This window comes from Streptomyces sp. NPDC050287, assembly GCF_044459385.1.
GTDB lineage: Bacteria > Actinomycetota > Actinomycetes > Streptomycetales > Streptomycetaceae > Streptomyces.
Genome location: NZ_JBITIY010000004.1, coordinates 173,469 through 194,355, shown reverse-complemented (window position 1 = coordinate 194,355; position 20,887 = coordinate 173,469). Strand labels below are relative to the sequence as shown.

Annotated in this window: 18 protein-coding genes; 15 read left to right on the top strand and 3 right to left on the bottom strand. The window is 71.1% G+C overall.

Features of this window, described 5'->3' with window-relative positions; all coding sequences use genetic code 11:
• The first annotated feature begins 89 nt into the window (after positions 1-89).
• On the top strand, positions 90-887 hold the full coding sequence (locus tag ACIBK3_RS15810; protein WP_399365880.1) for an MFS transporter: 798 nt from the start codon (positions 90-92) through the stop codon (positions 885-887).
• A 115-nt stretch (positions 888-1,002) separates the two neighbouring features.
• Here ACIBK3_RS15810 and ACIBK3_RS15805 read toward each other — a convergent pair whose 3' ends face one another.
• Positions 1,003-2,208, bottom strand: a complete 1,206-nt coding sequence (locus ACIBK3_RS15805; RefSeq protein WP_399365878.1) for a CdaR family transcriptional regulator — start codon at positions 2,206-2,208, stop codon at positions 1,003-1,005.
• Between the two features lie 316 nt (positions 2,209-2,524).
• Here ACIBK3_RS15805 and ACIBK3_RS15800 point away from each other — a divergent pair, with 316 nt between their 5' ends.
• The 7 genes from ACIBK3_RS15800 to ACIBK3_RS15770 all read left to right on the top strand — a co-directional run bounded on the left by ACIBK3_RS15800 (position 2,525) and on the right by ACIBK3_RS15770 (position 7,962).
• Positions 2,525-3,412 carry a substrate-binding periplasmic protein gene (locus ACIBK3_RS15800; protein WP_399365876.1) on the top strand — a complete coding sequence of 296 codons (888 nt, stop codon included), beginning with the start codon at positions 2,525-2,527 and terminating at the stop codon, positions 3,410-3,412.
• A gap of 14 nt (positions 3,413-3,426) precedes the next feature.
• Positions 3,427-4,200 carry an amino acid ABC transporter permease gene (locus tag ACIBK3_RS15795; protein WP_399365874.1) on the top strand — a complete coding sequence of 258 codons (774 nt, stop codon included), beginning with the start codon at positions 3,427-3,429 and terminating at the stop codon, positions 4,198-4,200.
• Complete coding sequence (locus tag ACIBK3_RS15790; RefSeq protein WP_399365872.1) at positions 4,197-5,027, top strand: amino acid ABC transporter ATP-binding protein; 831 nt, start codon at positions 4,197-4,199, stop codon at positions 5,025-5,027. The genes ACIBK3_RS15795 and ACIBK3_RS15790 overlap by 4 nt, the downstream gene beginning before the upstream one ends.
• Entirely contained in the window at positions 5,024-6,310 is a 1,287-nt protein-coding gene (locus ACIBK3_RS15785) for an NAD(P)/FAD-dependent oxidoreductase (RefSeq protein WP_399365870.1), read from the top strand. The genes ACIBK3_RS15790 and ACIBK3_RS15785 overlap by 4 nt, the downstream gene beginning before the upstream one ends.
• 291 nt (positions 6,311-6,601) lie before the next feature.
• Positions 6,602-6,754, top strand: a complete 153-nt coding sequence (locus ACIBK3_RS15780; protein ID WP_399365869.1) for a hypothetical protein — start codon at positions 6,602-6,604, stop codon at positions 6,752-6,754.
• Positions 6,755-6,964: 210 nt separating this feature from the next.
• A complete protein-coding gene (locus ACIBK3_RS15775) occupies positions 6,965-7,198 on the top strand; it encodes a DUF5302 domain-containing protein (RefSeq protein ID WP_399365867.1) in 234 nt (77 codons plus the stop codon).
• Positions 7,199-7,650: 452 nt separating this feature from the next.
• A complete protein-coding gene (locus tag ACIBK3_RS15770) occupies positions 7,651-7,962 on the top strand; it encodes a hypothetical protein (protein ID WP_399365865.1) in 312 nt (103 codons plus the stop codon).
• Between the two features lie 364 nt (positions 7,963-8,326).
• On the opposite strand, the gene ACIBK3_RS15765 is transcribed toward ACIBK3_RS15770, so the two are convergent.
• Entirely contained in the window at positions 8,327-8,977 is a 651-nt protein-coding gene (locus tag ACIBK3_RS15765) for a phosphoribosyltransferase (protein WP_399365863.1), read from the bottom strand.
• Positions 8,978-9,555: 578 nt separating this feature from the next.
• Here ACIBK3_RS15765 and ACIBK3_RS15760 point away from each other — a divergent pair.
• The gene (locus ACIBK3_RS15760; protein ID WP_399366815.1) at positions 9,556-10,377 is read left to right on the top strand and encodes an endonuclease/exonuclease/phosphatase family protein; all 822 of its coding nucleotides are present in this window, start codon (positions 9,556-9,558) and stop codon (positions 10,375-10,377) included.
• A 242-nt stretch (positions 10,378-10,619) separates the two neighbouring features.
• Complete coding sequence (locus ACIBK3_RS15755) at positions 10,620-11,111, top strand: hypothetical protein (RefSeq protein ID WP_399365861.1); 492 nt, start codon at positions 10,620-10,622, stop codon at positions 11,109-11,111.
• Between the two features lie 7 nt (positions 11,112-11,118).
• Here ACIBK3_RS15755 and ACIBK3_RS15750 read toward each other — a convergent pair whose 3' ends face one another.
• On the bottom strand, positions 11,119-12,033 hold the full coding sequence (locus ACIBK3_RS15750) for a DUF4231 domain-containing protein (RefSeq protein WP_399365859.1): 915 nt from the start codon (positions 12,031-12,033) through the stop codon (positions 11,119-11,121).
• A gap of 204 nt (positions 12,034-12,237) precedes the next feature.
• Here ACIBK3_RS15750 and ACIBK3_RS15745 point away from each other — a divergent pair, with 204 nt between their 5' ends.
• The 5 genes from ACIBK3_RS15745 to fxsT all read left to right on the top strand — a co-directional run bounded on the left by ACIBK3_RS15745 (position 12,238) and on the right by fxsT (position 20,879).
• Entirely contained in the window at positions 12,238-12,402 is a 165-nt protein-coding gene (locus ACIBK3_RS15745) for a hypothetical protein (RefSeq protein WP_399365857.1), read from the top strand.
• A 162-nt stretch (positions 12,403-12,564) separates the two neighbouring features.
• Positions 12,565-14,757, top strand: coding sequence for a radical SAM/SPASM protein FxsBH, inactivated beta-hydroxylase extension form (fxsBH, locus tag ACIBK3_RS15740; RefSeq protein ID WP_399365855.1), 2,193 nt, complete (start codon positions 12,565-12,567; stop codon positions 14,755-14,757).
• Between the two features lie 80 nt (positions 14,758-14,837).
• The gene (locus ACIBK3_RS15735) at positions 14,838-15,602 is read left to right on the top strand and encodes an AAC(3) family N-acetyltransferase (RefSeq protein WP_399366813.1); all 765 of its coding nucleotides are present in this window, start codon (positions 14,838-14,840) and stop codon (positions 15,600-15,602) included.
• A 37-nt stretch (positions 15,603-15,639) separates the two neighbouring features.
• A complete protein-coding gene (locus tag ACIBK3_RS15730; protein ID WP_399365853.1) occupies positions 15,640-16,962 on the top strand; it encodes a TIR-like protein FxsC in 1,323 nt (440 codons plus the stop codon).
• Positions 16,959-20,879 carry an FxSxx-COOH system tetratricopeptide repeat protein gene (gene fxsT, locus ACIBK3_RS15725; RefSeq protein WP_399365851.1) on the top strand — a complete coding sequence of 1,307 codons (3,921 nt, stop codon included), beginning with the start codon at positions 16,959-16,961 and terminating at the stop codon, positions 20,877-20,879. The genes ACIBK3_RS15730 and fxsT overlap by 4 nt, the downstream gene beginning before the upstream one ends.
• Positions 20,880-20,887 lie beyond the last annotated feature (8 nt).

Genomic DNA, 20,887 nt, shown 5'->3' with positions numbered 1-20,887 from the left:
GTACTGATGAGCTTACGTCCCGAGTAAGCGAAACGCAAGCGTTTCGCTGGCGGGGTGGTGCCCAAGGTGATCGCCCGCGTCGATCAGCCGTGGACCGACGGGCGAGGCCCGGGGACGGCAGGGAGGAAGCGGAACCCCGGCAGTGCCCACGTCCTGGCCACCCCAGCGGTTCCGGTGGGTGCGGCGGCTCGCCGCGCGGTACGCGGCCCCGCCCGCGCCCACGGCTGCCCGGCTGGGTCAGGGCCCGGGGACTGGCCGCCTATCTCCTGGTCTTCCAGGGCGGGCAGGCACTGACGGCACCCCTGTGGGGTGCGCTGGCCGACGGCTTCGGGCTGACCGTCGCCCTCCTGGCCGGCAGCGGGCTGCTCCTGGCCGGCGCGCTGAGCGTGCGCCGCTGGCCGCTGCACGGCACGGACGGGATCGACCCGACCCTGTCCGACCACTGGCCCGTTCCGCCCCTGGTGTTCGAGCCCGGGCCGGCTGACGGCCCCGTGCTGGTCTCCGTGGTCTACCGGGTCGACTCCGGGAACTGGGCCGCCTTCACCGACTCCATGAATCACGTGGGCCGGTCACGTCAGCGCACGGGAGCCCTCACCTGGGGGCTCTACCAGGACGGCAACGATCCGGAGCGGTTCGTCGAGAACTACCTGGTCGCCTCATGGTCGGAGCATCTCGCCCAGCATCACAGTCGGCTCACGGGCACGGACCGGCGTTACGAGGAGCGGGCCCGCCGCCTGCTGGTGAAGGGCACCGCTCCAGAGGTGACCCACGCGTTCGATGCCGCCGCGGGCGCGGTGGTGCCCACGACGGAGGAAACGGCCGACGCGGTCACCACGCCCGGGCGACGCCCGCCTGAGGACCGGGCCGGGGCGGGCGCGACGGTCTGAGACGGCCTCAAGTGCGGCGCTGGCGGCGGCAACCGGCCGCGGTCCCGGAGGAGACCGCCCCGCCTTGAGGAACCGGCGCGGCCCGGCCTCGACCGCAGGCCGGTGAAAGGCCGGGTCACTCCGCCACCGGGGCGAAACCGCTGCCCAGTTGGTCGGCCAGGCAGGCGAGGTAGAGGGCCATGGCGAAGCGGTGGTCGCGCAGGGGGCGGCGGGTCACCTGCTCGATCTTGCCCATGCGGTAGACGACGGTGTTGCGGTGGATGTGCAGGGCGGCGGACGCCCGTACGAGGTTGAAGCCGCTCTCGCACCAGGCGGTGATGGTGTCGCGCAGCACCGGCCAGTCCGGCTGGGTGCGCAGGTCCGCGGCGCAGCCTGCCAAGAGGCGGGTGCGGGCGGGCTGGCCGAGTGCGGCCAGGACCTGCGGGACGCGCAGGTCGGTGATCAGGTGGACGGGCGTGCCGCTGGTCAGGCGGACTCCCAGGCGCAGCGCGTCGCAGGCGTCCTGGTAGGAGGCGTGCAGTCCGGCGACGGACACGGCCGGCTCACCGATTCCCGCGCGGGCGTACAGGCCGTCCTGGACGGCGATCACGTCGATGAGGCGCCGGCAGCTCTCGGCCGGGGAAGCGGCCGGGCCGCGGGCCGGGAGCCGGTGCAGGACGCCGATGAATCCGGGCGCGGTGCCGGCCACGATGTCCTGGGGGTCGGCGAAGACATCGCGGATCGTGCGCAGCAGTTCCGAGCGGGCCAGCGCCATGTCGCGGGGGGCGGGACCCGCGGCCTGGCGGCGGGTGCCGGTGCCGGGCGGGACGGTCACCTCGAACGCCACCGCGACCCGGGGGAGGCGGAGGTCGAAGCCGAGTTCTGCCGCCCGGAACATCAGCACGTCCCCTTCGACGACGTGAGGGTCGTAGGAGGCGATGTCGGTGAGGAGTTTCTCGGCCGCCCGCTCGCCGAGCAGGCGGGAGCGCAGCATGACGGATTCCCTCAGCAGGATTTCCGTCTGGCGTTTGACCAGCAGCCCGAAGCGGCGTACCTGGGCGGGGGTTCCGGTGATGCCGACCGTGCCGACCGCCTGCCCGTCGGTGACCAGCGGCAGGGTGACGCCGGGGCGCACTCCCTGGAGTCGATGAGCCTGCGACGCGCTGTGCGTGGCGGGCTCCTTGGTCCGGATGACCTCGACGGACGCCTCGTGGAAGGTACCGACCCGGCTGCTGTCACCGCTGCCGATGACCATGCCTTCCGCGTCGGTGATCAGCACGTTGAAGCCGATGACCGCGGAGGTGTCCCCGGCGATCTCCTGCGCGAGTGAGGGACTGAGCACGTAGGTTCCTCCCGCCGCGGGGGCCATCCGGAAACGGCCGAGGGCGGATCCGGGAGGGACCGTGGGCGGGCCGGGGATGGACGCACCGTACAGCAGAGCGAGTGATTTCAGCCATAAGTTCGTACGAAGTGACCGGTGACGTACGGCGGGCCGGTCCCTAGCGTTTGGGCCCTGTCACTCTCCCCGCCGGGGGCACAGCGCGGTGTAACGGCGGGTCTCGCCGGCGCCGATGCGCTCCGCCGTTACACGTTACGGAAGGCCCGAACCGATGCCCCGTGTGCGTTCGCTTGTTGCTGCTTTGTCAGTGATTCTCCTGATGCCGACGGCCGCCGCCTGCGGCTCGGGCGGTGACGACGCCCCGAAGAACGTCTCCGCGAAGACCGCCGCGCTGGGCACGCTCACGCCCGGCGTGATCAAGGTGGCCGTCCAGCCGTACGCGCCCTACACCAGTGTCCAAGGCGGCAAGATCGTCGGACTTGACGGCGACATCCTCAACTACGCGGCCAAGAAGCTGGGCCTGACGGTCAAGCCCCAGGTGACGGACTTCGCCGGCATGCTCGCCGGGGTGCAGTCACGCCGGGTGGACATCACCGTCGGCGGAGTCGCCTGGACCGCCGAACGGCAGAAGCAGGGACTGTTCACCGATCCTCCCTACTACTCGCCCCCGGCGATGGCCGTCCGCTCCGGGAAGACGTACAAGACGGTCGACGACCTCAAGGGCCTGGACCTGGGCACGGTCGAGGGATACGTGTGGGTCAAGTCGATCCAGTCCGTGCCCGGTGCCACGCTGCACGCCTACCCGGACGCCAACGGGGTGTTCGACGACCTGGGCGCCGGGCGGGCCGACGTCGGGTTCCTCGACCCGCTGATCATCATCGCGGCGCAGAAGGAACGGCCGGAGCTGAAGATCAGGACGGAGTATCTGACGCCGCCGACCGCCGCGCAGGTCAAGGCGAAACCCGCCTACGCCTACTTCCAGCCGTACCAGACCGGCTTCTACCTGCCCAAGAAGGCCACCGCGCTGGAGAAGGCCGTCTCCGCGCAGATCGACGCCATGTACGCGAACGGCGAGATGGCGAAGCTCGTCACCAAGTACGGCGGTGACCCCCAGCAGTTCCTCAAGCCCTCCGCCGATGTCGCCACCGCCCGCCGCGGCGTGGACCGGCCCCAGGACTGGACGCCGCCGTCCGTCGCGGCGCAGTGAAGGGAATGACACCCATGTCCTCGCTCTTCCAGGTCCCCTGGTCCGACTACCGGCCCGATCTGCTCGACGCGCTGTGGCGCACCGTCTCCTACACAGCCGTGAGCTTCGCCGGCGCGGTGCTGCTCGGGCTGGCCGTGGCCCTGCTCAGGCTGAGCAGGGCGTGGCCGGCGCGTGCCGTCGCCGCCGTCTACACCGAGGTGTTCAAGAACGTCCCGCTCCTGGCGATCATCTTCCTGAGCTACTTCGGCCTCGCCTCGGCCGGGATCCGGCTGGACGTGTTCACGGCCGGCTGCCTCAGCCTGGTCGTCTTCTACGCCGCCTACCTGTCCGAGATCTTCCGCGCCGCGATCAGCGGGGTGCACGCCGGGCAGACGGAAGCGGGCGAGGCGCTGGGCCTGGGCAAGGTGGGCATCTTCGGGCACATCATCCTGCCCCAGGCCCTGCGGCAGGCACTGCCCGGCACCAACACCATGCTGGTCGACCTCCTCAAATCCACCTCGTTGCTCGTCACCGTCTCCGCCGCCGAGCTGATGTCCGAGGGGCGGCTCATCACCTCGGCCACCTTCCGTGCCCTGGAGGTGTACCTGGTCATCTCGGCCATCTACTTCGCCCTGTGCTACCCGCTCTCCCAGTTCCTCCTGCTGCTGGAGCGCAGGGTACGAGCCGGCGTACCGCTGTCCCCGTGGCGCCGGCGCCGGATGCGGGCAGCACGTGTCCTGCTCGCCGCCGACATCGGCACCGTCCGCGGGGACGCCCACCGCACCGACCGGAAGGAGGCGGCGGTATGACCGAGCCCCTCACCACAGCGACGACCCCCCAGCAGCCGCACCAGGACACCGGCACCGCGACGCCCGCACCGGTGCCCGCCGAGCCCGTCGTACGGATCGAGGGACTGAGCAAGTCCTTCGACGGCCGGCTGGTCCTCGACGACGTCCACCTCGAGGTCGGCCGCGGCCGCATCGTGAGCGTCATCGGGCAGAGCGGCGGCGGGAAGACGACCCTGATGCGCTGCGTCAACCTGCTGGAGCGCCCGGACGAGGGCACGGTCGAGGTCGCCGGCCAGGTGGTGCACAGCGGCGGCCGGCTGGTCTGCAGCGATCTGCCCGGGCTGCGCCGCACCGTCGGGATGGTCTTCCAGCGCTTCCACCTGTTCCCGCATCTCACCGCCGTCGAGAACGTCGTCCTGGCACAGCGCACGGCAGGCGTTCCCGAGGCGGAGGCGCTGGAGCGGGCCGTCGCGCTGCTGCGCCGGGTCGGAGTGGCCCACCGCGGCCTCGCCCAGCCCGAGCAGCTCTCCGGCGGCGAGCAGCAGCGCGTCGCCATCGCGCGGGCCCTCGCCCTCAAGCCGGCCGTGCTGCTCTTCGACGAACCCACCTCCTCCCTGGACCCGGAGGCCACCCGCGAGGTACTGAGCGTGATGCGGGAACTGGCCGCGGACGGCATGACCATGCTGCTGGTCACCCACGAACTGCCCTTCGCCCGCGAGGTGTCCGACCACGTCGTCTTCGTCGACGGCGGCCGGATCGTGGAGGAGGGGCGGCCCGAGGACGTCCTCGACACTCCCGGCCAGGCCCGCACCCGGGAATTCCTCGCCTCGTACGGATCCGCGTCATGACGCAGGTGTTCGACGACCGTGCGGGCCCCGTCGTGGTCGTCGGGGGCGGCGTGGTGGGGCTCTGCACCGCGTACTACCTCGCCGCGGCCGGTGTCCGGGTGGAGGTCGTCGAGCGGCGCGCCCTGGGCTCCGGGGCGTCCCGGGGCAACGCCGGATGGGTCTGCCTCAGCCACTCAACCCCCGTCCCGTCCCCGGGAGTCGTACGCTACGCCCTGCGCTCGCTGGGACGCCCGGACTCCCCGCTGTATCTGCGCCCCCTGCCGGATCCCGCGTTCGTAAGGTGGCTGTGGCGGTTCTGGCGCAGCAGCACCCCGGCCGCCTTCCGGCGCGGGTACGCGGCCATCGCCGAGCTGAACCGCGACACCTTTGACCTCTTCGACGGCCTGCGCGAGGCCGGAATCGACACGACGCTGACCCGGCCGGGCATGGTGCACGCCTTCCTGTCGGAGTCCGAGGCCCGTCACCACCTCGCGATCCAGCGGGAGATGGCGGACGGCCGCTACCCGATGCCCGCCGACGTCACCACCGGCCCCGAGGCGCACCTGCTGGACCAGGCGCTCTCGCCCCGGGTACGCGCCGCCTACCTCGTCGAGGGAGAGGGTGTGGTCGACCCCGAGGCGTTCGCCCGGGCGCTCGGGGAGGCGCTGAGCGCGCTCGGGGTCAAGGTCCACGAGGACGCGGAGGCCACCGGCTTCAGGTCCAGCGGCGGCCAGGTCACCGCGCTGCGTACGGCGCAGGGCGAGATCCCCTGCGGGGCCGTCGTCATCGCGGCCGGTATGCGTTCCCCCGCTCTGCTGCGTTCTCTGGGAAAGCCGCTGCCCCTGCAGGCGGGCAAGGGCTACAGCTTCTCGGTGGACCTGGATCCGGCGCCCCGCCACACGCTGTACTTCGGCGAGCGCAGGGCCGTCGCCTCACCGATCGCCGGGACGACGCGGATCGGCGGCACGATGGAGCTGAGCGGCAACAACAACCGCCTCGACTGGCGCCGCATCGTCGCCGTCGCCCTGGCCAGCCGGCACTACCTGGGCCGCTGGTTCGACGATCCGGACGACCTGGTCAGCCTGATCAGGGACCCCTGGGTCGGCGGACGGCCCTTCCTCCCCGACGGACTCCCGGTGATCGACCGCGTCCCCGAGCACGACAACGCCTTCGCGGCCACCGGCCACGGCATGCTCGGCGTCACGCTGGGGCCGGCCACCGGGCACCGACTCGCCGACTACATCCTCACCGGCCACCGGCCCGAGCCCCTGACACCGTTCCGCTTCGACCGGCTTCGGCCCTGACCGGTACGCCTGGTCACGGGACGGTGACGGTGAGGGCTCCTGCACACCGCCGACGCACCGGCCGCTGTGCGCCTCATCGAGATCCGTGTCCGTGACCCTTCAGCCTCCACGAGGCCGCCCTCGGCACCTGCGACCGCCGGCGTCCGAGCCCGCGGCGCAGTGCCGCCAAGGAAGAGCGGGCCGAGCACCTCGGTCCACCTGGACGCTCGTGTGTGAGCGGCGGCATTGCCGGTGAAAGCGGCAAACCTCCATGATGAGGCCGAGTGGGGACGTCAAGGAAAGCAGCTCCTTATGGCCGATCATGTGCATGTGCGACTCAGCCAGGGCCTGAGCGTGTCGGAAAAAGGGGAACTGATCGAGCACTCGCGCTGCCGGTGCGGCGCGACCTGGACGAAGGTGTACGAGGCCGACGGCGGGGAGCCGGAGCGCCCGACCTGGTCCTGAGGCGCGCCCTGGCGTCGTCGTGGGAAACCGACCGGCCGTGCACCTCGCCACCAGGCCCCTCACCCGCGGGGGAGTGGGCGCCCTTGGCTGTGCCGACAGGATGAGGAAACAAGCCGTGAGCCATCGCACCCCGCCGTCGACGGCCATGGTGTCGGGTCCGGGCCTGGGCGTGACACGCTGTGCATCCACGTCTGATCCCAGGAGGTCATCATGACTGGCGAGTCGTCATCGCTCGAAGGTTCCCAGCCGGCTGACGCCGAGCACTCTTCTCTCACGCCCGACGAGGAGGGCAACTACGACCTCAAGGCCAAGTTCCGTGAGGCTCTCGCACGCAAGCGGGAGGAGCAGGTGGAAGGCGCCGCGCACGCGGATGCGTCGAAGATCCGCAGCGCGCACGGCTCGGCCGCGAGCAAGCGGTCGTTCCGGCGCAAGAGCGGCGGCTGAGTCTCTCGTGCCTGTGCCGCCGGGGCAGCGCAGTAGCCGGTGTTCGCACGCAGCCCTGGCACACGGCTCCGGCACGGGCGAGGCCGCCCATTCGCCGCCCCGTCCGCGGCATGGACGCGTACTGGTTGAACCCGCCGTGCGGCGCCCCTGACACGCGCGGCCGTCCGACGGGTTGACCGGTGGCCGGACGGCGTCCGGGCCGGCCCTTGCGTACACGACAGCGCGGGGGCCGGCTCACAGCGTCGTACCCCCGCTACTGCGACCACTCCCACCTGCGGCGGAACGTTCATGGCGCGCACCCGGGCATCCCGCGACCGCGGTGGGCGAGCCGTTTCTGACGGTGGACGATCTCACATGGCCGCCCAGTCGGGAAGGAACGGCCAGGCATCGTATGGCCTGCCGGGGCGCGGGTACCCGAAGTCGTGGAAACCTCTTTCGAGGAGATGACTCGGATGCGTTTCATCGGACTGCTCCTCCTCGCGGCCACTGCCGCTTTCACCGGCCTGGTGATCGCCGACAACCTGTCCGGGGGTCCCGAGTACAACGTGTCGGTGCTCGGCAACCACATCGCCACCATGAACTCCCTCGAGATCTTCTGCTCGGGCCTCGCGCTGGCGCTCATCTTCTGTCTCGGCCTGGCCGTGGCGGCCAGCGGGACGACGCATCATGGCACCACGCATCGCGGCCACCACCGGTGGCGGACGCACGGCTGGCGCCACTCGACGTCGGCCGACGAGATGACAGGGCGGGACGCCCGGGCCTGAAAGTTCGCCGCACCCGGCCGGCTGCCGGGCCACCGGTGGCGGCCGGCCCTGCGAGCGTGCGCGCACCGCGGTCGAGCAGGCGCCGCACGGTGTGCGACACGGACGCGCTGCTCGACTCTGCGGAGATCGTCGGCGCAGTGGCCCGTACGTCCGGTCGTCCACGGTGACCGCAGGCGTGGCCGGTCGTCCACGGTGACCGCAGACGTGTGAGTGTCCGCCGCGCCAGCAGCCCTTCAGCCCAGCCGGCACCGGCCGGGCCAGAACGCGGCACAATTCGGCGGCGCAGGGTGGGACGGAGCCCGCACCGCGGAGCCGAAGTCATCGACCTCGACCCGACGGGCCGGGGTCGGGGCGTCCGACTGATTCACGGCTCGGCATCCGAGCGCAGCGCGGCGAGCACGTCCTGGTCGGAGAGCTGGCCGAAGTGCTCGTACCAGAGGCCGACGGCCATGAAAGAGGCCGGATGGTGCAGACACACCACCTCGTCGGCCTCGGCGCGCAACAGGTCCGACGCCTCCCGTGAGCAGACCGGCACGGCCAGCACGATCCGCTCGGGCGCCTGCCGCCGCACGGAGCGCACCGCGGCGCGGGCGGTGGCGCCGGTCGCCAGCCCGTCGTCGACGACGATCACGGTACGTCCCCGCAGGTCGGGGGCGGGACGGCCCTGGCGGTAGAGCTGTTCGCGGCGGTGGAGCTCGGCACGCTCCCGTTCGACCGTCTCGGCCAGGACGGACTGGCTGAGGCCCAGGCTGTCCAGCGTGTTCTCGTCGAACAGCGGCTCGTCGTCCCCGGCGATCGCGCCCACGCCGAGCTCTTCCTGGAACGGGGCTCCGATCTTGCGTACGACGAGCACGTCGAGCGGGGCGTCCAGCTCCCGGGCAACCTCTTGGGCCACGGCGACACCGCCCCGGGGGAGGGCGAGCACCATGGGGTCGGGGAGGGCGCCCTTCTCCTGCCGGATCCGCAGCTGTTCGGCCAGTTGCCGTCCGGCCTGCCTTCGGTCACGGAACTGCATCGCGGCTGCCACTCCTCTCGGCGCGGGAGTGAGCCTTTCCGGGTCTCCTGGCACCGCGTACCCGTCCCGCGGGGGTCGATGCGCGGCGGCGGCCACTCGGATACGGCCTTCAGGCGGTCGTCGCACCACTGCCGGGCGGTGTCGGGGACCTGTATCCAGCGCGCCTGGTGGTTCTGTCCGCCGACGATCAGCAGAACCCGGGCGGGTCCCCTGGCTGCGGGCGACAAGGGCCGGCCCCGTGCCGGTGCCGGTGCCGGTGCCGAACAGGGGAGGGAAAGGCTCCAGGGTCTCGGACCGGACCTCGAGCCAGTCGACCGCGCCTGCCGGTCGTCCGGCCGGCAGGGCCCGAGTGGGATCGGATCGACATTCATCACCGCCGACGGCGGCGCGGGACCTGCCGCCACGGCGTGCCCGTCAGCCAACTGACCGGCCTGCCCGCCCAGTTCCCGCCCCCGGGGGGCCAAGTGGTGAGGGAGGAGCGGCATGTGTTGCTGACAATCCCTTCCCGTAATCTCGTGCATGGCGACGTCGGATGCCATGGATATCCGCACTGAGGAGGCGATGTGCTGGGAAGGGGTATGCGGTTGCTCGCGGGCGCCATGACCTTGGCCTGCATGGTGCTCGTCGGCCCCAGTGCACCAAGCAGTGCCCTCTTCGGCAGGTCACTGCCCGCCGACGCCGTCGGGGATGTCGTAGCGAACCGGGTCATGACGTGGAACGTCTGCAACCCCTGCGAGAAAAGCAACGTCGACCGGGCAGCGGAGATCGCCACGTATGCGCCCGAGGTCATCGGCCTGCAAGAAGTGTGCGTGCGTGACGTCAAGAGGATCCGCGGCTATCTGGAGAACCTGTACGGGCTGGTCTACCACGTCGAGTACGGGACGGTTCTGCGGAATTGGGGCCGCTGTGGGGGAGCGCCGTGGAGTCCGGGAGCCTTCGGCCAGGCGATCCTCTCGGCGGCACCGATGACGGACCGCGTCAACGTGGAATACCCCGACGGCGGATCCGAAGACCGTGGCTACATGGCAGTCACCACCATGGTGGGCGGCAGGCCCGTCCGGGTCTTCAACACCCACCTCGCCCAACGACGTCAAGAAGCGGTCCGAGCGGACCAGACCGGCGTACTCGCCGCGGCCGTCGCCCGGTACGACCGCGCAATCGTTCTCGGCGACTTCAACGCGGTGCCGGACGCTCCCGAACTCACGTCGATGTGGGCACTGGCCACCGACACAGATCCCCAGTGCCGTCCCTCACCCGTCGACTCCTGCGAGCCGACCACCGACTGGTACAGCAAGTTCGACTACGTCTTCCTGCGAGGCATCGTCCCGCTCAAGCACCGTGTGCAACCCACCCCGTACTCGGACCACCATCTGCTGTTCACCGACCTGGACCCCGCTTAGGGCCGATGGGCCGATGCCTTGTCTTACGCGGTTGCGGGTCGGGGTCGCTGGACGCGGACTGCTCGGGTGCCGGTGAGGGTGGGTTCGGGCCAGGTGTGGTGTTCGGCCCGTTCGAGCCGGAGTCGGACATCTTGCGTTGCCGCCAAGGCTGGACGCCTCGCAGGAGATGCCGGCCGGCCGCCCCTGCGAACGCGCGTGTCCCGGCGCTAAAGTGGGACCAGCGACGCCGAGGGGAGAGATCCGTGGCCGGCCCCGTCACTCGAATCGGTGTCACCGGGCACCGGGTGATCCCCTCCTCGGTCCTGCCGGTCGTGCGCTCGGGGATGCGCAGGCAACTCGGCGGAGAGTCCGGCCTGGAGGCCCTCAGTTCCCTCGCGGCCGGCGCCGACCAGCTGTTCGCGGACATCGCCCTGGACAGCGGGGTGCCGGTGACGGCGGTGATCCCCGGCATGGACTACGAGGCACACCTCGGCGACGAGGCGGCGCGGTCCGCGTACCGCAGGATCCTCACCGCGTGCGCGAGCCGCGTCGAACTTCCGGCCGAACCGACCCACGAGAAGGCCTACATGGCCGCCGGCCGCTGGATCGTGGACCACGCCGACCGGCTGGTCGCCGTCTGGGACGGCCATCCGGCCCGCGGCCTCGGCGGGACAGGCGACGTGGTGGCGTACGCACGCAGCACCGGGGTCCCGGTGACGGTGCTCTGGCAGCCCGGTGTGCTCCGCGCCCCCTGAGCAGCCGTCAACTGCCGAACCGGCCCAGCCAGTCCGAGTGCTGCGGGGACACGAGCCGCTCCGCCTGAGCCACCTTCTCGGCCCACTGGTCCCCGGTCACGGTCGTGGTCATCTCGACCCGCAGGGTGTCCAGATCCTGCTCGACCAGAGAGTGGGCGTAGGTCAAAGGGCGATGCCTGTGGACCTCCTGCCAGGCCACCCCGGCCGCCGCGGCAGCGCTGAGCAGTCCGGTCAGGTCCCAGGCTCCGATCAGCCCGGTTGCTCGGAGCGCGGCCGAGACAAGGGCGAGCAGAGTCAGTACGGCGGTGACGGAGGACCAGTGCACCGAGGCCCGGTGCGCCTCGCCGGCCCGGCGCTTGAACCAGGCGTGCTGCTCCAGGAGCCGCTCCCGCAGATAGATGTCCCGCCGTACCTCGAACGTCTTCGCCCGTACCGCCCGCATGGCCGGCGTGATCTGGCCCTCGCCGCGGGCACCCGCCCCGTCCCTGGGGTCCTCCCAGCCGACCTTGCGCATCTCCCGCAGCCGCTCCTCCAGCCGCTCCGCGAACACAGCGTCGGCGTTGACCACCCGGGAGTGGAAGATTCCCCCGTGCACCATGTACTGCCAGGCCAGGGACTTCAGCAGCTCGGCGACGGCACGGTGCGCCTGCCACTGGGCGCGGGCGCGGCGCCGCGCGGTGTGCAGGCCGATGGCGATGGTCAGGGCGTACAGCACGGTGGCGAAGACCGCCGGGACATGGCTGTCCAGACGCTCCGCCAGCATGGCGGCGGTGGTGGCGGCCAGCAGGACACTCAGCTGCCGGCGCACGGCACGGAACGATTCACCCTGACGGAGGATCGCGCTCCGGTCACTTGTGCGGAAGAGCGGGGGTAAGTCGTCCTCGCTCAACGTCGTGCTCGGACCCGGAGCAGCGGCGCTCATGGACCACCCCCGATGTCATGTTCACCCGGACATCCGAGTATGGGTCCGTATCCCGCCGTGTGCCATGCTCCGCGTCCGGTCACTTACGGTATCGTCCGCCCTGAACCCAGGCTGTCTCTGTCTCATAGCTCGCACATCCGACACCGGACCTCAGTCCCGTTGGGCCGGGGACACGCCGGTCCCTTTGGAAGGAGCATCAGACAGATGAAGGATCAGACCGTCACGGAACGTGCGACGACCGCCGGTTCCGTCTCCCACGGACGACTGGCCGCGCCCGGAGCGGCCACGACCTCTTCGGTGGTCAAGGCCGCCGAGCGGGTGACGGGGGTCACCGGCAGGCACTTCAGCACCTTCGACTCCTCCCTGTAGCGGGGGAGCGGCGGTCGTCCGGCCGACCGCACCTGCCGCCCGACTCGGCAGGTGGGGTCGGCCGCACGGCCTTTCTGTCCGAAAGCACAACACACCTGTGCTGTAGCCCACTTGGCCTAGAATGGGCAGGCGGAGGTAGCGAGGGACTGTAGCGTGTGATAAGTGAGCGACACCACGGGGGGTCACCCTCTCCAGCGACTTGTCCTGAAGGTCCACAGCAGATGTGACCTCGCGTGCGACCACTGCTATGTGTACGAGCACGCGGACAAGAGCTGGAAGACGCGTCCGGTCGTCATCGGCGAGGAGACAGTCCGTCAGGTCGCGCGCAGGTTCGCCGACTACGCGCGAACACATCAGCTGCCGTCCGTCTCCGTGATCCTGCACGGGGGCGAGCCCCTCCTCGCGGGTCCCGCACGACTGCGGTCGGTGTGCGCGGAGTTCAGCTCCGCCCTCGCCGGCATCAGCGAGCTCGATCTGCGGATCCACACCAACGGGGTGCGGCTGAGCCGGCGCCACCTGGACGTCTTCAAGGAATTCGACGTCATGGTGAGCGTCTCGCTCGACGGTGACAAGGCCGCCAACGACCGGCACCGCCTCGACCGCCGGGACAGAAGCAGCTACGACCGCGTCCTGCGCGCCGTCGGCCTGCTCCGCACTCCGGAGTACCGTCACCTCTTCGGCGGACTGCTGTGCACGGTGGACGTGCTCAACGACCCGGTCGTGGTGCACGACGCGCTGACCTCGCTGTCACCGACGCGCATCGACTACCTCCTTCCCCACTCGACCTGGGACACCCCGCCGCCACGCGGCTCCTCCCCTTCCCTGACGCCCTACGCCGACTGGCTGCTGGCCGTCTTCGACCGCTGGACGGAACAGGGCCGGACGGTACGGGTGCGGACCTTCGACTCGGTGCTCAGCACGCTGCGCGGAGGTCCCAGCCTGACCGAGGCCATGGGCCTGGCCCCCTCCGACCTGGCCGTGGTGGAGACGGACGGCACCTTCGAGCAGGCGGACTGGCTCAAGACGGCGTACGAGGGCGCGCCCGCCACCGGTTACAACGTCTACGACCACGACTTCGAGCAGTTCGCGGGGCACCACGGCGTCCAGGCCCGGCAGCGGGGTCTGCTAGGGCTCTCCGAGACCTGCCGGAGCTGCCCGGTCGTGGAGTCCTGCGGCGGGGGCCTCTATGGGCACCGTTACAGTTCCGAACGGGATTTCGACAATCCGTCGGTGTTCTGCGCCGACCTGCGCGCCCTCGTCGAGGGGATCGCCGAGCGGATCACCGAGCGGGCCCTGTCGCCCGCCGTCCTCGGCCCCGGGCCCCTGCGATCGGCCCAGGAAACGCTGGACTTCGACCTGCTGATCTACGCCAACGCCCGGCTGGCCGGGCACCCGGACTGGGACGCCGTCTGGCAGGCCGCGGTGCGGTTGGACGCGGACGAGGACACCGCGAGGCACCTCAACCGCGTTCTGGCCCACCCTTATGTCCGCGTCTCGCTGCGGCAGGCCGACCCGGCCGACACGATGGCCGCCCGCTTCGCCTCCGCCGCCGTCGCCGCGGCCGTGCACGCGGGCGCCCCGCTCCGGCTCGTCTGGCACCAGTCGGACCGGCACCTGCACCTGCCGACGCTGGGCACGCTCACCCTGCCCGCGCCCGGACGCGTCGAGGCCACCGTGACCGGGCGGGGCGTCCTGGACGTCCGCACGGCCGAGGGGACCCGGAGCGTCACCGGTGACCAGCCCACCGACGCCTGGCGGCCGTTGACGAGCGTCTGGGTGGGCGACGCGGAGCAGTTGCTCATCGACGACGCCGATCCACTGCGTGCCCTCTTCGCCTCCGCCGTCACCGCACCCCTGTCGCCACACGCGCTGGCGGCGTTCCGCGAGCAGCTGCTGCTCGCCTGCAAACTGCGGGCGGAGCAGGGCTCCGAGGGCGCCGGCGATCCCAACGCCCTGCGCGTCGGAGCCGTCACCCCGCTCGTGGCCGGGTCCGGAGTGCAGCTCGACACCGAGGGGCTGGGCGGACTCGGGGTGGCCGTGGACTTCGAACCCGCTGCCCTGGTACGGGAGTTGCCCCGGCTCGGGCGCCGGGCACGGCTGGCCGCGCTGCGTGCGACGACGGATCTGCATGTGCCGGGCAACCGGGCCGGACGCCTGTTCACCGAGGCTGTCGACGGACTCGGCGACGCGGCGTACTGGGGACCCGGGACACCCCAAGGGTCCCGGTCCCTGGCGCGGAGCGGGCAGGCCCTGGCCGCCCTGACCGGCCTGCCGGACCGGGACCTCACCGAAAGCGGCCAGGTGCTGGCCGCGGAACTCCGTGACGAGTGGGCCGCGTGGGCGCAGCGAGCATGACGGGCACGGGAGTACCAGCGGGTGAGCGACAACTCAGGAACTTATTCAGCCAGTTGAAGATCCGCCCCGGCGGCGTCCTCATGGTGCACGCCTCCCTCAGCGGCACCGGTACGCCCCCCGCACGGGTACGGGACGCGTTGCTGGACGCGCTCGGCCCCGGCGGCACCCTCGTGGTACCCGCCTTCACCCCGGAGAACTCGGACACCTCGCGCGCGCACCGGGCCCTGACCGGGGGCATGAGCGACGACGAGGTCCGGGAGTTCCGCGGGGCGATGCCCCCCTTCGAGCCGGACGCCACGCCCTGCCCGTCGATGGGGGCGCTCGCCGAATGCGTGCGCACCACGCCGGGTGCCGTGCGCAGCGCTCACCCGCAGACCTCGCTGGCCGGACTCGGGGCACGGGCGGCCGAGTTGCTGGCCGGGCACGACCCGAGCTGTCACCTCGGCGAGCGTTCCCCGCTCGCCCGGCTCTACGAGGCCGACGCCCAGGTCCTGCTGCTGCGCGTCGGCTTCGAGGTGTGCAGCGCCTTCCATCTGGCCGAGTACCGGATGGTTCCGCCGCCGCCCCGGCGTACCTACCGCTGCGTCGTCGGCGACAGGGGGAACTGGATCGCGTACGAGGATCTGGCCCTGGACGACACGGACTTCGCGGCGACGGGAGAGCGGCTTCCGCGTGACCTCCTGGTGCGGGGAGTTTGGAAGGAAAAGTCGGTCACGGTCTTCGGGATGCGGGCCGTCGTCGACGACGCCTGCCGCCTGCTGTCCGGATCCCGCCTCCGGAATGACGTGAAACAAACGATCCGTCCGGGCCCGCAGTCGGGCACATTTGTCTTCCGGTTCGGGTGACCCGGTCGACGGGGGCCATCAGCGCGCAGGGGGGCGTGTGGAGATACCTGATGGGGAGTGGGGGCAGCCCGCGGCGGAGCAGCCCTATTTCTTCCTCAGCTACGCCCACACTCCGCCCTGGGGTTCGGGCGGCGGCGATCCCGACCACTGGGTGCACCTGCTCTTCCGGGACCTGTGCAACCACATCATGGCGCTCACCGACCTGCCCGCCGGCGCCGATGTCGGCTTCATCGACCGGGAGATGGGATCCGGCGTGGGCTGGCCGCGCAAGCTCAGCGAGAACCTGGCCAGCTGCCGGGTGTTCGTACCGCTGCTGTCCCCGCGCTACTTCTCCAGCGAGATGTGCGGCCGGGAGCTGTACGCCTTCAACGAGCGCCTGCTGCACGCCAAGGCCGTCGGGGGACAGGAGGTGTCCGCCATCGTGCCCGCGTTGTGGACGCGCGTCGACTTCGCCCAACTTCCCGACTCCATACGGCACATCCACCTCGACCGGACCACCTTCGGCGACCGCTACGCCACCAACGGCATCTACGGCCTCATCAAACTCAGCAGGCTGCGCGACGAATACGAGGAGACCGTCCTCTCGCTCGCCCAGCGGATCGTCCAGGTGGCCGAGGAGTCGCCGTTGCCGCCCGGCCGGCCGCGCGACTACGAGACCACTCCCAGCGCGTTCCGCCCGCGCGGCAAGGAGCCCCGGCGGATCCACCTGACGGTGGCCGCACCGACCCGGGACACCGTCCCCGAGCACCGGGACCCCCGCCCCTACGGCGAGGACGCGCAGGACTGGAACCCCTACCACTCGGAGTCGACCCGGCCGCTTCCCGCAATCGCCGAGGAACTGATCCGCTCGCTCGACTACCGGATCACCGTCTCGTCCTTCGACGACGAGGACACCGACGGCCCGCATTCGCCCGACCCGGACGAGGAGGGCAAGGCGGGCCAGCCGCGCATCCTGCTCGTCGACCGGTGGACCCTGACGGACGACGAACGGCGCGGCAGGCTGCGGGCGTTCGACGCGCAGTCCCAGCCCTGGGTGAGCGCCATCGTCCCGTGGAACCGCGCCGACCTGCAGTGCCACAGCGAGGAGGGGCAGCGCCTGACCGCCGAGTTCGAGCGCACCCTGCCGCTGACGCTGGAGCGCGGCAGACACACCGACTGCCGGATCGCGGTCAACGGCGTGCCCACCCTCAAGGCCTTCACCGATGTGCTGCCCGCCGTGGTGGCGCACACCACCCGGCAGTACCTCAAGCACGCCGAGGCGCATCCGCCACCAGGCCCGCACGTGCCCAGGCCGCGACTCATGGGCCCCATCCAGCCGCCCTCTCCGGAGGGTGGAACCGACCACGGAGGAGAAGCATGACGGGGCCGCGCAACGGACGGATCATCACCTTCTACTCGTACAAGGGCGGCACCGGGCGCACGATGGCCCTGGCCAACACCGCCTGGATCCTGGCCGCCAACGGCAAACGGGTGCTGGCCGTCGACTGGGACCTCGAGGCGCCGGGCCTGCACCGCTTCTTCCATCCGTTCCTGGACCCCCAGGTGCTGTCCGCCACGCCGGGCGTCATCAACATCATCCAGGACTACGCCTGGGCCGCGACCACCGGAACGCAGCACCCCGACGACTGGCATCTGCCCTACGCGCAGGTCGAGCAGCACGCCGTGTCCATCCGCCCCGAGCGGTTCGACCTGCACTTCCCGCAGGGCGGCGCGCTCGACTTCCTCTCCGCGGGCCGCCAGGACCGGGCCTACGGGGCGGCGGTGACCTCCTTCGAGTGGGACAACTTCTACGAGCGGCTCGGCGGCGGCACGTTCCTGCGGGCCCTGCGGGCCGGCATGAAGGCGACGTACGATTACGTCCTCATCGACAGCCGCACCGGGCTGTCGGACAACGCCGACATCTGCACCATGGAGATGCCCGACGTCCTGGTGGACTGCTTCACCCTGAGCGACCAGGCGCTGGAGGGAGCGGCGGTAGTCGCCCGCAGTGTCGAGGAGGGCTACCGGCCGCGGCGGATCCGGGTCCTGCCGGTGCCGATGCGCATCGACGAGGGCGAGAAGGAGAAGGTCGACGCCGGACGGGCGCTGGCCCGCAGCAGGTTCCAGGGGCTGCCCAAGACAGCGGACGGCAGGCCGATGAGCCACGAGGATCTCAGCGCCTACTGGGGCAACGTCGAGATCCCCTACCGCCCCTACTACGCCTACGAGGAGACCCTCGCCACCGTCGGGGACGAGAGCGGCATCGCCAACTCACTGCTGTCCGCCTTCGAGCGGCTCACCGCGGTCATCTCCGACCGGGAGGTCACCGCGCTGCCGCCGATCCCGGAGCAGATCCGGCTGCGCTGCCGCGACGCCTACCTCAGGCGCCGGCCGCTGACCACCGTGGCCGACGTCGTGGTGGCGTACGCCGCGGAGAAGCGGATGTGGGCCGACTGGGTCGAGCACGTGCTCAAGCGGCTGGGCTGCGCTGTCACCCTGCACGAGATCTCCGCCGGTCCGGTCGAGCCGGCCGACGGCTCCGCCCACACGCTGGTCCTGCAGTCGAAGGCCTTCCAGGACTCCCGCTACGCCGACTCCGTCTGGCGTGCCCTCGCCGACACCGCCACGGACGCCACGCGCGGGCCGGTCGTGCCGCTGCGGGTCGAGGATGTTCCCCTCCTGGAGCCGACCGTGGACCTGCACCGGCTCGACGAGACGGAGTGCGTGACCGCCCTGCAGCGGGCGCTGGAACTGCCCCTGCAGCCGGTGGAGAGCAGTCCCGCGGCCCCGCGCTTCCCCGGCAACCGGCCCGGCATCTGGAACGCGCCGCAGCGCAACACCACCTTCACCGGCCGCAACCTGATCATGGAACGGATCCGCAACCAGCTCGGCGACCTGTCCGGCCCGCCCCAGCCGCAGGCGCTGTTCGGACTCGGCGGCGTGGGCAAGACCCAGCTCGCCATCGAGTACGTGCACCGCTTCATGGCCGACTACGACCTGGTGTGGTGGACGTCCGCCGAGCACCTGGACGACGTTGTCGCCTCGCTCGCCGAACTCGCCCCGCTGCTCGGCTCGACGGGCACCGAGGAGGACATGACGAAGGCCGCCCAGGACGCCGTGCACCGGCTCTCGCGCGGGCTGCCGACGAAACGGTGGATCCTGGTCTTCGACAATGCCGGCGACCCCGCCGAGCTGGCCCGCCACTTCCCCACGGGGGACGGCGGACACGTCCTCGTCACCTCCCGCAACCAGGCCTGGTCCCAGTTCGGGACATCCCAGCAGATCGACGTCTTCCAGCGTGACGAGAGCGTCGAGCACCTGACCCGCCGCACCAACGGCGGCCTGACGACCCCGGACGCCGACCGGGTGGCGGAGGCCGTGGGCGACCTGCCGCTGGCCGTGGAGCAGGCGGCGGCCTGGCTGGCCGAGACCGCCACGCCCATCGAGGACTATCTGCGGCAGCTGGCCCGGCAGACCACCGAGGTCCTGGACCTCAACCAGCCCCCGGACTACCCGCGCACGGTCGCGGCCACCTGGAACGTGTCGATCACCCAGCTGGAGAAACGCTCGCCCGCGGCGGTCCGGCTGCTGCAGCTGTGCGCGTTCCTCGCTCCCGAACCGATCGCCCAGAAGCTGCTCTACAGCAAGGAGATGCTCACCGCCCTGAAGCCGTACGATCCCTCGCTGCAGGACAGTCTGCTGCTCGGCCGGGTGATCCGCGAGATCGGCCGGTTCGCGCTCGCCAAGGTCGACCAGAAGACCAACAGCCTCCAGGTGCACCGCCTGGTTCAGGCGGTGATCCGCGCACAGATGCCCGAGGAGGAACAGCGGGAGGCCCGGCACGTCGTGCACACGGTCCTCGCGGGCGCCCGGCCCGACGGCGACGAACCCATCGACGACCCCAAGACCTGGACCCAGTTCGCCGTCGTCTGGCCGCACCTCGCCGCCTCCGACGCCCGCAACTGCCGGGAGGCCGACACCCGTCGGCTGCTCATCGACCGGGTCCGCTACCAGTGGAAACGCGGCGACTTCCCGGCCGCCAAGCGGCTCGCTGAGGACCTGCTCCAGCACTGGGAGCCGGTGCTCGGCCAGGACGACGTCCAGTACCTCTACTTACGCTTCCATCTCGCCAACGTGCTGCGTTCCCAAGGGCGTTACGTGGAGGCGCGCAACCTCGGCCAGGATGTGCTGGAGCGGCAGCGCCGAGCGCTCGGCGAACAGCATCCGCACACCTACGCCACCATGTCCGCGCTCTCCAGCGACCTGGCGGCCCTGGGCGAGTACTCGGCGGCGGTCGAGCTGGCCAAGACGGCGCACGCGGGATTCAGCGAGATCTTCCACGAGTCGCACCGGCGCACGCTCAGCGCCGCCAACAACCTCGCCCTGGCCCTGCGGATGGTGGGCAAGTACGCCGAGTCCCGCGCCATCGACCAGGACACCCTGGACCGGCGCACAGCTGTCCTGGGACCCGACCATCCCTACACCCTGGCCTCGGCCGAACGCCTCGGCCGCGACCTCAGGGAGGTCGGGCGGTACGCGGAGTCGGTGTCGATACTGTCGCGGACGTACGCCTCCCACAAACGGCTGCTGACCAAGGACTTCCCCGGCACCCTGCGGTGCGCGAAGTCGCTGGCGGTGTCGCTGCGCCGCAACGGCCAGTTCGAGGACGCCCGCCGGCTGACGGAGGCGACCTGCAAGGAGTACCGGGTCCAGTACACGGCGGCCACCCCCGACTCGCTGGCCTGCGACCTGAACCTCGCGGCGGACCTGTTCGCGGCGGACGAGCGCGACCGGGCCCGCGAGGTGGCCCTGGAGGCGCTCGCCGAGTACATGAAGGTCCCGGGCGAGGCTCACCCGTACACCCAGGCGGCCCTGAACAACCTGGGCATCTTCCACTGGGGCTGCCAGGACCTGGGCGAGGCCGAGGCGGTGTTCCTGAGGGTGCTGCCGCGGATGACGGACGTACTCGGGGACCACCACCCGCACACCCTGTTCTGCAGCGTCAACTACGCCAACGTCCTCTACGACCAGGGCCGGTTCGAGGAGGCCCGGCTGCGGGACGAGAGGGCTTTGCCCCAGCTGCGCGAGGTCCTGGGCCATCACCATCCGGAGACGCTCGCTGTGGTCGCCAACCTGTCGCTCACCCTGCGCGCGCTGGGCCGCGAGGCCGAGGCCCGGGCCCTGCGCGAGGAGGCGCTGACGGAGCTGCGGATGCTGCTCGGGGAGGACAACGGCATCACCCAGGTGGTGAGCCGTGAGCGGCGCGTCTACCGGGACCTGGAGCCCCTGTCGGTGTGAGGGCTCCG